At 39.7% G+C, this 14,607-nt stretch carries 11 protein-coding genes; 9 read left to right on the forward strand and 2 right to left on the reverse strand.

The annotated features are described in order from the left end of the window. Positions 1-957: 957 nt before the first annotated feature. Positions 958-1,275 (reverse strand): hypothetical protein, encoded by a 318-nt coding sequence (locus tag AC2SLL_RS08760; RefSeq protein WP_486531310.1) that lies wholly within the window; start codon positions 1,273-1,275, stop codon positions 958-960. A 186-nt stretch (positions 1,276-1,461) separates the two neighbouring features. Beyond that, entirely contained in the window at positions 1,462-2,940 is a 1,479-nt protein-coding gene (locus tag AC2SLL_RS08765; RefSeq protein ID WP_486531311.1) for a DASS family sodium-coupled anion symporter, read from the reverse strand. A 457-nt stretch (positions 2,941-3,397) separates the two neighbouring features. Here AC2SLL_RS08765 and AC2SLL_RS08770 point away from each other — a divergent pair, with 457 nt between their 5' ends. The 9 genes from AC2SLL_RS08770 to ftsA all read left to right on the forward strand — a co-directional run bounded on the left by AC2SLL_RS08770 (position 3,398) and on the right by ftsA (position 14,553). Then, positions 3,398-4,240 carry an NAD-dependent epimerase/dehydratase family protein gene (locus tag AC2SLL_RS08770; protein ID WP_486531312.1) on the forward strand — a complete coding sequence of 281 codons (843 nt, stop codon included), beginning with the start codon at positions 3,398-3,400 and terminating at the stop codon, positions 4,238-4,240. A 282-nt stretch (positions 4,241-4,522) separates the two neighbouring features. Continuing rightward, the gene (locus tag AC2SLL_RS08775; RefSeq protein ID WP_486531313.1) at positions 4,523-6,025 is read left to right on the forward strand and encodes a hypothetical protein; all 1,503 of its coding nucleotides are present in this window, start codon (positions 4,523-4,525) and stop codon (positions 6,023-6,025) included. A 147-nt stretch (positions 6,026-6,172) separates the two neighbouring features. After that, the gene (pyrE, locus tag AC2SLL_RS08780) at positions 6,173-6,835 is read left to right on the forward strand and encodes an orotate phosphoribosyltransferase (RefSeq protein ID WP_486531314.1); all 663 of its coding nucleotides are present in this window, start codon (positions 6,173-6,175) and stop codon (positions 6,833-6,835) included. A 121-nt stretch (positions 6,836-6,956) separates the two neighbouring features. Continuing rightward, positions 6,957-7,946, forward strand: a complete 990-nt coding sequence (gene gshB / locus AC2SLL_RS08785) for a glutathione synthase (protein WP_486531315.1) — start codon at positions 6,957-6,959, stop codon at positions 7,944-7,946. Positions 7,947-8,387: 441 nt separating this feature from the next. After that, positions 8,388-9,497, forward strand: a complete 1,110-nt coding sequence (gene murG, locus AC2SLL_RS08790; protein ID WP_486531346.1) for an undecaprenyldiphospho-muramoylpentapeptide beta-N-acetylglucosaminyltransferase — start codon at positions 8,388-8,390, stop codon at positions 9,495-9,497. 156 nt (positions 9,498-9,653) lie between these two features. Continuing rightward, positions 9,654-11,084 carry a UDP-N-acetylmuramate--L-alanine ligase gene (murC, locus tag AC2SLL_RS08795; protein WP_486531316.1) on the forward strand — a complete coding sequence of 477 codons (1,431 nt, stop codon included), beginning with the start codon at positions 9,654-9,656 and terminating at the stop codon, positions 11,082-11,084. 24 nt (positions 11,085-11,108) lie between these two features. Next, positions 11,109-12,074, forward strand: a complete 966-nt coding sequence (locus AC2SLL_RS08800; RefSeq protein ID WP_486531317.1) for a D-alanine--D-alanine ligase — start codon at positions 11,109-11,111, stop codon at positions 12,072-12,074. Between the two features lie 225 nt (positions 12,075-12,299). Beyond that, positions 12,300-13,118: a cell division protein FtsQ/DivIB gene (locus AC2SLL_RS08805; protein ID WP_486531318.1), complete on the forward strand. Its 819-nt coding sequence runs from the start codon at positions 12,300-12,302 to the stop codon at positions 13,116-13,118. A gap of 154 nt (positions 13,119-13,272) precedes the next feature. Further along, positions 13,273-14,553, forward strand: coding sequence for a cell division protein FtsA (gene ftsA, locus AC2SLL_RS08810; RefSeq protein WP_486531319.1), 1,281 nt, complete (start codon positions 13,273-13,275; stop codon positions 14,551-14,553). Positions 14,554-14,607: the final 54 nt, after the last annotated feature.

Raw genomic sequence — 14,607 nt, forward strand, 5'->3', positions numbered from 1 at the left:
TCGACAGTTATTATTGGCATAATAAACTATGCCACTATTAAATATATGGCAAGCTATATGAATATCGCCGATAATCTTGTGGCTCAGAATATACTGATAACCTCTGCTATGTCTCTATTTTTTGGTGGTATCATTTGTTGGGGTTCTATTTTATATCATCGTAGAAAGGCGTTAACCAATCTCTAGCGTGTGTCCTTATTTGCAGTAACTTATATTTTATGTGTCAAAAACGGCTAAATTTCCGCCAAACGGTGTCTGATTCCTAGCTAATATGCCATCATTCTTCAAAATCAGTCGTTTTTTACGATAATTTACTTCACTTTTACCCTCGTAATTAAATGAGCCTAAGCCCTGAGCAACCTTTGTAAAACCACTAAAATCAATCAAGTACAGTTATTTAATTCATTCTATGAAGTATTATATTAAGAACCTATATTTACAACCTATAATTGGCTATTTTTGCCTAAAACAAGCTACTACTTCGTTAACATTAGGATTAAATAGAATGACTATTCAACCTGATTTTTTAACTTAATAGTGCCTTATATTGACTCATTTTTTGTAAAATATCCTAACTTTAGCTTATGAATAAAGGTTCTAAGTGTCTTATAGTAAATGACACGTATTGAACCTTTTATGGTTAATGACTTAAATTTATAGGCTGTATCGAGAGGTACGTTATCTAGGCACTTTAAAACCTAAACTGTTGTTTCTTCAAGGCATTGCAATAATAAGGCATTGTAATAATTTAGTGGACGAACTTATAAATTAATCCGGTGTTAATGTGGTTTAACCTACCATGGTAGAGCTTTCACTCGCTTGCTTTATATCGATTTTAACGTTCTTAGACTATCGCCCGTGTCATTAGTACTTAGCAAATAGATAAATAAAAAAGATGACAAGAAGTCTTGTCATCTTTTTAGTAAGTAGCGTTTTAGAGCTAATTTTGGCCTAAAACTATTTACAGTTCTTTTGATTATAAAGCTTCGACATATTTTCACGACGTTCTTTAGCCGCATCAATAGCTTCTTCAGTATTTGAGTAAGTGCCAATTAATGCAGGCCAGAACAGGACTGCAGCAGCAACGTTCTTACCAGTTACCTTACGCTCAGCACGCGCTTCTTTCTCAAATCTTTCAGCTTCTTCAATCTCATTAAGAATTTGCGGGCAAGTTAAGTTTGCATCACTCACTTTGTTAGTTTGAACAACATGTGGTGTTGCACAACCTTGTGCCAATAATGCGAACAAACCAATAGCCAATAGACTCTTTTTCATAAATTCCTCTTTTATTGTTTAGATACAGTTACAAACAGAAATGATACGGTTTCATTTATAAGTTTTTATTTACAAATTGTCAATAAAAACTTTTGTCAATTGGCTTTATTTGTGAACTAAATAAAATTTGAGTTGGTAGCTTTCATCGTCAATTAACCCTGGATATTAATAAGACGGTAAGAGGTATTAATAAAATCCTAATAATTTCCACCAAATAAGGCCAGCACCAATCCAAATGACTAGGTTTACCCCACTCATAATAGCACCAATGATCCACCACTCTCCAAGTGTGGTGTACCCTGAGTTAAAAATAACTGGTGCAGTACCTGTGGCGTAATGGGTAAGGCCCATCATGATATTACCCGTAGCGGCCAATATTAATGCATATAGCATTGGCGGAGCGCCTAGCGCTAGACCAACAGCATAGAATGCGGCAAACATGGCAGTAATGTGCGCTGTAGTACTGGCAAACATATAATGCATGTATAAGTAAACTAACGTCAATATGACCACGGCACCTATCCAGCCAACACCTGTCATACCTATTGCTGTTTCTATTTGCGATGAAAACCAAGTGATTAACCCCATTTTGTTCAGATAGTTTGCCATCATGACTAGGGCACCAAACCAAATGATAGTATCCCAAGCAGATTTCTCTTTTAAAATATCCTCCCAACTAAGTACACCCGTCACAATTAATAGTGATAGCCCTATAAAGGCAGTAGTGGTGGCATCTAAGCTAAACTGTGAACCAAACAGCATAGCGGGAATATTTGCCCACAAAAGTAACATCAGGGCAAATACGCCAAGCATGATTTTTTCATGAAAAGTAACGTGACCTAGTTTAGCTAAGTTTTCATTTGCATATTGCTTAGCGTTAGGTGTCTCTTTAACCTCTGGTGGATAGACGAGATAAATCACTATAGGCATGATTAATATACATATCATGCCAGGCACAAACATCGCGAGTGCCCAAGTCGTCCAAGATAACTGTATGTCGCTTCCTGTAGCTTTGTTAACTAAATCTACCACTAAAGGATTCGGCGCTGTGGCAGTGATAAACATACCAGAGGTAATGGGGTTGGCATGGAAGTTTACCATTGCTAGATATCGGCCAATTTTATTTTGCGTTCCTTCTTCGGGTGTAGAGTGGAAGCTTTTAGCAATGGAGCGCATAATTGGATGGATAATACCGCCGCCACGTGCGGTATTTGAGGGCGTTATTGGTGCTATCATCAACTCTGCTGCGGCTAAGGAGTAAGCAATACCTATGGTTTTCTTACCAAAAAGCGAAATAAAGTAATAGGCAATACGGGAGCCCAAGCCCGTTTTAATTAAACCGCGCGATATCATTACCGCTATACCAATTAACCAGATAAGCGGGCTTGAGAAACTGGATAAGGCATCTTTTATGGCGTCTTTTGGTGTTTCAGCAGTAACACCGGTTAAGGCGACTAGTGAGATAGCGATAATAGCAATTGCTCCAATAGGCAGTACCTTGCCGATAATGGCAACAATGGTTGCGACAAAGAGCGCTAATAAATGCCATGCGCTAGGACTTACCCCTTCGGGAGTAGGAATGACAAACCAGATAAGGAGACCGATAGCGATAGAAAGCGCTGCGGGTATTGGTTTGAATGGTAGTTTTTCTGATGAGTCGGTCATATTATTTCAACCTTTTGAAAGTATGGTTATTTCACGGTTTTATTGTTAGCAAACTATAAATTCCAATGTTACTTATAAAATGAACTACAGTGCTATAAGATGAATTTAAACATTAGTAACTTTAAATATTAGTAACTTTGAGCATCAGTAACTTTGAGCATTAGTTACATGCAAATAAAATCCATACTTATAGTAGGTATTTATTTTTAAAGACATTATATCGCTCATTTATTTCATAGGGGTTTATGGTTAACAAATTGACACTCTAAATATGCACGTAGGTTAAAGTTTCCTTTAAAATAAGTCGGTAATAATCACAGTGCAGCTTCAAAATCTATAAGTAATTTATCCACATGATGTCCTCTAATCATGCGGCGCAGTTCACATGAAATGCAGATAACTGCTACACTGATAATAGATAAGACGATAACCGATACACTGAGCATTAAGGCTGAATATGACTAAACCACACTACCTCATTATTGGGCAAGGGGATATAGGGTTGCCGGTTACCAATCAATTGGCTAAATTGGGCTTTAAGGTAACAGGTTTAGCCCGAAAGGAACGCGCTGCATATAACTTAGAGGAGTGCGCAAGCTTTTTACAAGCCGATGCCCTTAGCTTATCTGTAGAGCAAATAAAACACTTTACCCATATCGCTATTATAGTGACACCTGATACCTATAATATGCAGGATTATAAAAACGTTTATTATGGTATTGCACAGCACATCGCTGAGTTTGCAGATACGCTCCCTGTCTTAGATCGTGTGGTCTTTATATCTTCAACCGGGGTTTATGGTCAAGATAGTGGTGAGTGGATTGATGAGACTGTACAGCCTCATGACCCTAGTCGAGAAGCATCAACTTTTATTTTAAAAGCAGAACTGGTATTACAACAGGCTTTTGGCAAAAAAACGGTGGTTATCCGTCCTAGTGGTATTTATGGAAAAGAACGATTGATGCGCATTCGCAAAGCGAGAGAGACGGGTAAAAAGCCATTACCTCGGTATGCTTGGACAAACCGAATTATGGATAGTGATTTAATAAATATCATAGTTCAAGTTTTAACCCTCAAAGATGAGGCAATTCTAAAACCAGTTTATTTGGCTACTGATTATGCGCCAGTGACTTCTTATGAGCTGACGTATTGGCTGTCTGAGCAGCTAAACTCGGAGTTGCCAGAAATGAGTGAGACCTCTCAAATAATGGGTAAGCGCTTGCATAGTAATATTCCAAGGAACTGGTTGGCTTACCCCGATTGGCAGTCAGGGTATTCAGAGATTTTAAAGTATCTTTGATGACTTCTTTCATTTAACAATGTCAGCAGTACCTACTAGTGAAGGTTTAACATGGCTTAGATGACTCTTAAGTGGTTATAGATCTTTTGTTGCTAATTAAAATAGGCTAAACTACTTAACTATAATACAAGCCACAAGACAAGCATTAATATAAGCCACAAGACAACTGGCTACATAAGCAGATTCTGCTTATACAATATAAGTTAGCGAAATATACGTATAATAACCTATTAATTTTATAAAACTTCAAACATTGTTACCTTGGGGTCATTAGGGGGAGGTATGTCATCAACTGGAAACTCGCAAGATGATACTCAAAGGAATGATTCACATTACCCTGTTAACAAAAAAGTCTGTAAAAGGTCTGATCCTAACCCTAACATTACCCAGCGTCCCTCTAAAAGTAATGACTCTTACTACTCTCATACCTTTAAACTTATTGAGCCCATAAATAACAAACCCAGAATTAGGCGAAAGAATCGGATTGTGTCCGTCAATCAAGCCCACCAAGCCATCCAAAATTTTATTGATCAGTACGCTACTTTACCAGCGATCTCTATGCAAAAAGGTGTTCATATTAATACTCAAGCACATCCCCTTCATCGCCCATGTTCAGAAGACAGTTTGGCGCAAACCACTCAGCAGTTGCAAACTAATTATGCTGGGGTGGTGCATCCTAATTTTGACCCCAATCAAACCCCATTAAATCCTGACCGACCATTGACAGATATGCCAGCCCCAGCCCCACGTTTACAAGATGCACTGCGCCATCTACTGGATCTAGAGCCTAAAGATATGGATGCGCTAAACCTTTCGCAAAAAAGCATAGATGAGAGCTTAGGCAAACTAGAGGTGGTTACGCCAGACTTCTCACAAGCGTCTATGTGGGAGCTTATCGCCTCGCCTGAACTTGCTTCACATCTCGAGTTGCTTCAAGTAGGTGGGTTGATTGATTTACCAAAACAGTTTTTTAAGACGGCTGAGGTTAGTGGTATAGCGCCCCCCTCGAGTAAAAATAATAAGATTGATGCCGAATCGGATAAATATAGAGATAAAGAGGTTTGTCATACGTTCGAAAATGATGATAAACATAGAAATCATTTATTAGCGCCTTTAACTCAAATGCGTTTGCTTGATTTATCAGATATTCATAACGTTTGCATGGCATATCCTGCATTGACTCGTTATGGATTCAAAGATAATCGTTCTGAGGTTAATAGTAGAGAAGATGGTAGGTCTTGCACATCGTCTTGGCCCCAAATGCCTGAGATGATTAATGATGTGTTTGCACCCAGTTGGGAGCTTATTTTATATCCTGAGCGGTTTGATAACGGTATTGATAGCCTAAGTACAGACATATTAGCGTGCAGTGTTGCTGTGCATATTTTAAAGCAGTGTCATACTCGTAAAAGTATTAATAAAAGCATTACCGCCCATCAAATCTGCCAGCACATGCGCAGTTATGTATTGAGTCAATGCAATATCCATCCACAGTTTGAAACGCAGTATCGCCAAATTCGTTTGTTTGTAGGACATGTGGTGGTGGCAGCTAAATATCTTGGATTTGATATAAAGTATAACGAGAGCAAGAGTCTAGTGGCAACAAATGAGATGGCTAATGGATTAAATGCCAGTAGGGGATTAAATAGCAATAGCCAATTACATGCCACTAATGATAAAACCCAGAATACTGGTCAATCTATCTATATCAACTTATCCTCTCGCAGTGCACTACTTACCCGTTATCCTAATATCAGTAATTATTATATTAATGGTTGGTCATGATGACTTAGCTATTGATGCTTGCAAAGTTTCAACTGTGCCCTAGTAAGAGGCTTATAATGATTTATCTCCCTTTGCATCAGTGATGCACATAGCCTAATAACACCATAATATCCTTTATTACATTAATTCTCGCTAATAGGAACCCGTATGACCCCACAGTCTTTTACGTCAGATGCCTTCATTGAGCTTGCCCTTTCTAATGAAGTTTTAAAGTTTGGAGAGTACGTACTTAAATCAGGTCGCATTAGCCCCTATTTCTTCAATGCTGGGCTGCTTGCGACAGGCGAGATGTTGTCACTACTGGCAAACGGTTATGCTGATGCATTGGCTGAGCAAGTTAAAGTGGTGGGGCAGGATGAGCTGGTCATTTTTGGCGCGGCATATAAAGGCATTCCATTTGTTGCGGCGACGGCTCAAGCACTTTGGAATAATCATGGTATTAATGCACACTGGGGTTATAACCGTAAAGAACCCAAAGACCATGGAGAAGGGGGGAGTTTAGTGGGGGCAAATGTTAGTGGTAAGGCGGTTTGGATATTGGATGATGTCATTACTGCGGGTACGGCAATGCGTGAAGTCGTTGATATTCTAGGCTCAGCTGGTGCAACCGTGGCGGGTATTATTGTAGCTCTCGACCGCAAAGAAAAAGGGCAAAATGAAACCTCTGCTATTGATGAGTTGGCTACAAATCTTCAAGTGCCTGTACGTGCGCTGGTTAGTATTGACGATATTATTGATTATGTTGCCAAGCACGCAGACGCGGCTCAATTAGCAAAAATGAAGCACTATCGTCAGCAGTACGGTGTGTAGTGTCACCTTTATATCTTATTTTTGACCTCACAGGCTTTATATATATTGATTACATTCATATGAGGTCAAACTAAGACATTCTGCTATCTGCTATTAAATTGAACAATGGAGTATGTTACCCATGAGCAAAGCTAACGGTGCTAAATCACTTAATATTTTAGTGGTAATGGATCCCATTGAGACCATTAACTTCAAAAAAGATACCACACTTGCCATGATGTGGTCAGCCACTGAGCGTGGTCACACTATCGGCTATTGTCAGATACATGATTTATGGTTAGATAAAGGGACGCTTAAGGTAGATGCTCAGGCTGTTACCGTATATCGAGACCCTGATAACTTTTATGAATTAGCAGCAAAAACAACACAGCTGATTACCGAGTATGATGTTATTTTGATGCGCAAAGACCCACCGTTTGATATGCGTTTTTTGTATTCTCTTTACTTGCTAGATCATGCAAAAGCCGCTGGGGTATTAGTCGTCAATGACCCTCAAGCGGTTCGCGATTGTAACGAAAAACTATTCGCTACTTGGTTTAGCGAGCTGATGAGCCCAACTATTGTAACCAGTAAGCAATCACACATACGTCAGTTTATTAATGAACATAAAGATGTGATTGTAAAACCTCTCGATGGTATGGGTGGAACGGGTATCTTTAGGTTAACCAACGATAGTCCAAATATAGGTGCTACCCTTGAAATGTTAACTGAGCTTGAGACTTTACCTATTATGGCACAGCGCTATTTACCTGAAATCATCAAGGGCGACAAGAGAATATTGATTGTCGATGGAAATCCAATATCGTTTTGCTTAGCTCGTATCCCAGGCCAAGGTGAAACACGGGGTAATCTTGCAGCCGGTGGACGAGGTGTGGCAATGCCCCTAACAGAGCAAGAGTTTGCCGTTGCAAATATTGTAGCACCAGTCGTTAAACAAAAAGGATTACTGTTTGTGGGCTTAGATGTGATAGGCGGAAAAATTACTGAAATTAATGTAACAAGTCCGACCTGTGTGCGCGAAATAGATGACCAGTGTGGTACAGATATTGCCACGGACTTGATACTAGCCATTGAAAAAAGACTGGCGTTGTCAGTTAAGACTATCCGTTAAACTATGGGCTCTAAATATTATGGGCTCTAAACTATGGGCTCTAAATATTGGATTGGCACTTGAATTTGAATCTTGCTGAGTTTTAACACCACCTGAAGTATACAGGCAGTTGAAGAATATGACTACTTTAGGCTTAAACTCATTTGAAATATAAGGCATTTAAAAACTAAGTCATTTGAGGATTAAAGTCATTTGCATAAAAAGTTACGGACTGGCAACTTTACTGTAATCGTTTCGTTTAAATTTTTGTGCTATTATTTTGTCACATTTTAATCCCTATATTTTCAGCTTTTAGACTTTTTAACATTCTCTTTACCATTGTCATTTTTAACAATGGTAATTTTTTAACCTTGTAACCTTTATTGTATTCTGTAGTTGGAGAACCCCTCTGTGCGCGATTCCTTTAATATCAGCCACGGCATCAATAGTAGCCACGGCGCTATGAGTGCCGAATCAGCTAAAAAGCCGAGGGTTTTGATGATGGCAGCAGGCACAGGCGGTCATGTTTTCCCAGCATTAGCCGTGGCAGATGAATTAACCCGCCGTGGGGCAATTGTGCATTGGTTGGGCACGCCGCAGGGTATGGAAAATGACCTAGTGCGTCCAACAGGTTATACATTTCACACTATTCAAATGCACGGTATACGTGGTAAAGGTGTGGGACGAGTCTTAAAAATGCCTATGATGCTGTCAAAGGCTGTGTTGGCTAGCATAAAGATTATTAAAGCAAACAATATTAATATTGTCGTTGGCTTTGGTGGGTATGTGACTGCCCCAGGTGGCCTAGCAGCACGTGCTACAGGCAAACCTTTGGTCATTCATGAACAAAATGCCATCGCAGGGATGAGTAACCGCTATTTAGCGAAGGTAGCAACCAAAGTATTGCAAGCTTTCCCTAATACATTTGGTGATAGCGATAGTGCCGATAACCCCAAGCTCGAAACGGTTGGTAATCCTGTTAGAGAGGCCATTTGTGAAATTGCCCCGCCAGAGTCACGTTATGATATTAAAGATGATAGCCCTTTAAAACTATTGATTGTTGGGGGGTCACTTGGCGCTCAGATTTTAAATCAAATAGTACCTGCTGCACTTGCCAAAATAGAAAAATCCCTTGTGGTTCATCACCAATGTGGCCGTAACAACTTTGACAGTACGACACACAACTACGAGCAAGTTGATGAAACCCGTCATCACGTAACCATCATGCCTTTCATTGATAATATGGCAGAAGCATATGCTTGGGCAGATGTTATTGTTTGTCGTGCTGGTGCGTTAACGGTAACAGAGATTCAAAACGTTGGCTTGGCCGCAATATTTGTGCCACTGCCGCATGCGGTAGATGACCATCAAACCGCCAATGCTCGCTCACTTGCAGATGAGGGCGCGGCTTATTTAATCCCTCAAAGCCAACTAACAGCGGATGTTTTGGCGCAGATACTATCTGATCTCAATCGTGAGAAATGCCTAGACATGGCAAAAAAAGGTAAGTCACTCGCAAATCCTAGCTCTACCATTATGGCCACTGATTATATTTGGTCTTTATTGAGATAATAGTTTTACTATTCAACAAAGGGATAAAGTACTTTTTATAATTCGCGCTCAGCCATTTGTTTTTAAAGCCTTAGAACTTTATAGTATTAAAAATTTATAGTATCTTTATTAGACATTTTTGATTGCATTCTACATTAGATTGAAAAAGAGAAATTTATGACACAAGCTGCCCTGCCAAAACGTTTAATTGAAATTCCCGAAATGCGCCGAATCAAGTGCATTCATTTTATCGGGATTGGTGGAGCTGGCATGTGTGGCATCGCTGAGGTCATGAAAAACCAAGGCTATGGTGTGAGTGGTTCTGATATAAAACAAAGTGCGGTTACGGATCGACTAAAAAGTTTGGGTATTGACGTCTTTATTGGACATGATTCACAAAATATTGCAAATGCAGATGTCATCGTTGTCTCATCGGCAATTGATAGACAAAACCCTGAAATACAAGCAGCCTTAAAAGCGCACTTACCCGTTGTACGTCGAGCGGATATGTTGGGCGAGCTTATGAGATATCGTCATGGTATCGCGGTTGCTGGTGCGCATGGTAAAACGACAACAACAAGCTTATTAACCATGATGTTGACTGAAGCTGGGCTTGATCCAACTTATGTTATTGGTGGTAAGTTAAATGCTTCTGGTAAAAATGCCTCATTAGGTCAAAGTCGTTATTTAGTGGCTGAAGCAGATGAATCTGATGCATCATTTTTGTCCTTGCATCCTATGGCAGCAATTGTCACTAACATCGATCAAGATCATATGGAAACTTATGAAAACAGCTTTGACAAACTTAAAGCAGCTTATATTCAGTTTTTGCAAAACATGCCATTTTACGGCCTTGCTGTCGTCTGCGGTGATGATAAAGAGTTATACGCCATGATTGATGACATTGGTCGCCCTGTGCAGACTTTTGGCTTCAATCCTTATAATGATGTTCAAGCTGTTGATGTTATTGTCGACGGTACAAGAACTCACTTTACTGTTTTAAGAAAAGACCGTGAGCCATTAAAGCTAACCTTGAATATTCCTGGTAGTCATAATGTACTAAACGCATTGGCGGCTATTACGATGGCAACCGATGAAGGTGTTGATGATCAAGCCATTGTAAGAGCGCTCGAAAAATTCGCTGGCGTCGGCCGTCGCTTTGAACAACAAGCGTGTGTTGATAAAGACGATGGTAACGTGTTACTGATTGACGATTATGGTCATCATCCCGTTGAAGTTCTTGCCACCATTAAAGCGGCTCGCCAGAGTTATCCTGAACGCCGTATCGTTATGTTATTCCAGCCTCATCGTTACAGCCGAACTCGCGACTGCTATGATGATTTCGTATCCGTATTGTCTCAAGTTGATTCGTTGTTACTTCTAGATGTCTATAGTGCAGGTGAAGCACCAATTATGGGGGCAGATACTAAGTCTTTAGCGCGTAGCATCCGTTTAAGAGGCGAAGTTGAGCCAGTTGTAGTAGATAAGGATGCCCTTGAGCCTGTAATGAAACGGACACTCAAGTCAGGCGATATTTTGATTACTCAAGGCGCGGGTAATGTTGGACAAATTAGCCAAGAGCTCGCTAAAAACAATCTATATATTTAATCATTACTTGTTAAGAATAAAATTATGACGCAAACTTCAACCAAATCAGATATCTCAGATCAAACCTCTACTAAAGTAAAGAATCCCAGCATCTTTGGCAAAGTCGCTGTGGTTTTCGGCGGTAATAGTAATGAGCGAGAGGTGTCACTCGATAGTGGCAATGCTGTGCTGAAAGCTCTAAAAGATCAGGGGATTGATGCGACTCATTTTGATCCTAAAGATCGTAATATTCTAGACATTAAACACTTTGATCGGGTATTTAATGTCTTGCATGGTCGCGGTGGTGAGGATGGTCAGTTACAAGGATTGCTTGACTGGCTTGGTATTCCGCAAACGGGGTCAGGGGTGCTGGCCTCTGCAATTGGTATGGATAAAGTGCGCACTAAGCAATTATGGCAAGGATGTGGGTTAGCGACCGCCCCTTTTTCTATCCTTACAGAAGATACCGATTGGCAGCAAATAGTGAATACATTAGGTTTACCTCTCATGATTAAGCCTGTGCATGAAGGGTCAAGTATTGGTATGAGCAAGGTTGAAAGTCTAGATGAACTACCTGAAGCTTATGCAATGGCAGCTGGGTGTGGGGATGATGTCATGGCTGAAAAGTGGATAACGGGACGAGAGTTTACCATCGTCATTATTGATGATGAAGCTTATCCAGTAATCCGTCTAGAACCCGCAAATATCTCAAATTTTTATGATTTTGAAGCCAAATATAATCGCAACGATACCGCTTATCATATTCCTTGCGGGCTATCGAAAAGTGAGGAAGCACACCTTCAGGCGATGAGCATCGCTGCCTTTAAAGCCGTTGATGCCTCAGGCTGGGGGCGTGTCGATGCTATGCAAGATGAGAAGGGTAATTTTTGGTTATTAGAGATTAATACTGTGCCCGGTATGACCAGTCATAGTTTGGTGCCTATGGCTGCCAAAGCTAGAGGAATGCGCTTTGACGAATTATGCTGGCATATACTGGCACAAACACTTTAACGACCATAATATAGTGAATGAAGAATGTAGAGTAATAACGCGGTTATCTGAAAGTTTTATTGAGGAATTTTTTTTGTTCTATTTCCTTGGTTAATATAAAAGCGGATTAGATTCACATTGGCGTTAAATCCACGCTATTAGTGGGTTAGTCTTTAGCAATGGCTTGATTGGGCATATTGCTATCGTAACTGTGCTAAATGCGTTACAATTGTAGGTTAATAGAAAATGGATATGATGGTTGACTCAGTGAATGACCCCACGCTTACCTCTAGCAAGATTATATCTTCAAAAATGTGGATACTGATCGGGGTTTTTCTATTTATAATAGCCTTTGTTACTGTGTCTCATCGAGTTTATCAAGCACAACCTGCTGAGATTATTATTGACCCAAACGGGCTGAATGCAACTGAGTACCAGAAACTAAGTAAGGCCGTTTCCCAAGATCATGTGGGAAACTTCTTTATGGCAACCTTACCTCGGTTACAAGATACTGTCATGACGCAGAGCTGGGTAAGCCAAGTTAATATTGAGCGTCAGTGGGGTAGGGGGATCGTCATATCGGCACTACCTCGAATCCCGATAGCCCGCTTTGGTAGTGAGCATTTGATCGATGCTGAAGGGGTTGTCTTTAAACCCGCTGATGAGACAGACTTAACTCAAAGTGATCTCATCATGTTGCAAGGTGACGAAGATCAGTCTACTTTGATCATGCAGCAGATGCAGCTTATTAATAAATGGTTTGCAACGCTCAATATGAAAGTTGAGGATATGGTTTTAACGCCCAGAATGACATGGGTCGTTAAATTTGATGATGGAATGCGAGTTATTGTTGATAATGAACATACCTCACAAAAGCTTATGAATTTGAGTCAATTATTACAAAACCAGCTTAAGATGAAGCGCGATGAGATAGCATCTGTTGATTTGCGTTATAAGAATGGTTTTGTTATTGCATGGAAAGATGAGCAAGTAGCACCTATTGAATTGATATCTTTATCTGAAATTAGAGAGTCTAATGAGGAGAGGGATATTGCGCATCAATAGGGTACAGTTTTAAATAAATCGCTTGAATGCACACTAAAATGATATTTTAATAATACTTTCAATCAACCTTGCTGTTTAATCCATGTGCATAATATCTAAAGTGATAGGTAATGACATTGATTGAAAAGCAGTATAAAAAAACGTTTTGCACCTTATGAGTAAACCTGAAAATCTCGTCGTTGTTCACATCAGTGCCACTGCTGTTTATGCAGTTATTGGGCACGTTAAGTCTATGGAAGACATTCAGATTATGGGAGTGGGTGAGGTTAAGAATGAAGATTTTCAGCAAGGTCGAATTAAGCACTGGGAGCGTTTAAAAAGCGCTATCAGACAAGCGATTATCGAAGCAGAAGAAATGGCTAATTGCCGTGTACATAGTGTGTGGTTAACCCTATCTACTCCTGAGCTCTTTAGTGCTAATAGTTTTGGCACGGTCAATGTTGATCAAGGTACGGTTGAAACACGCCATATTGTCAAGGCGCTTAGTTTAGCAAAAGAAAAAATCATGCCGACCACTCATTATCTAATGCATCATTGTCAACAAGGCATTATTATAGATAATCAAGAAGATATGGTTGATGATGCGATTAATATGTATGCTAATGAATTAACGGTTATGTATCATTTAATGATGATGCCAGTAGCCAGCCGTCAAAATATTCAAAAGTTGATTCAAGCCTGTGATATTAGTATTGACCACATGTTATTTGACGCGGTATCTAGTGCAGAGTATAGCCTAATGGCTGAAGAGCGAGAGCAGGGGGTTTGTTTAATTGATATTGGTGCAAGTACCACAAGCCTTTGCTTATACCGTGAAAATAAACTTATATTTACCCACTGTATCGCTGATGGTGGCAATAAAGTAACAATGGATATATCAGCAGAACTCGGTATTTCAATGGCTGAAGCCGAATCGTTGAAAAAGCGTTATGGTACAGTTGATATACAAAGTATCGATCCTGGTCAGTTTGTGACAATTAAGAGAGTGGGTGTGGCTGATGAAGTCACTATTAACTTATTACAACTTGCTGAGATTATCAAAGCACGCTACATTGAGTTGTTTAGAGTTGCCTTTCAAGAGCTGTCTGATGCAGGTTTGATGGATTATATGCAGCGTGGCGTTGTATTATCAGGGGGTGGTAGTAATATTAAAGGCATGATACCCTTTGCAAAACGCTTGTTACAAATGCCAGTCGTTATGACCACACCCCATGAAGCCATTACCGCATATAATCATTTTGATAGTGAAGATTCATTTAAGCTGTTGAATGCAAGAGTGAAAGATCGTGTATTTCAGACTGCTTTTGGCGCGTTGCTATACAGCCAGAGTGAACAGTTTAAACATAGCGAGAAAAGCTCACCTGAAGCCCTTGAAACGAGTAAAGTAAGCAATTTGAAGAATAAACTAAACAATTTTTTTAATCGAATTATATAAACCATTTTAATATTTCAAGTAATCTTTATAATCGAACTTACTTACTATAAATAA

This window comes from Psychrobacter sp. CX97 (genome assembly GCF_057396285.1).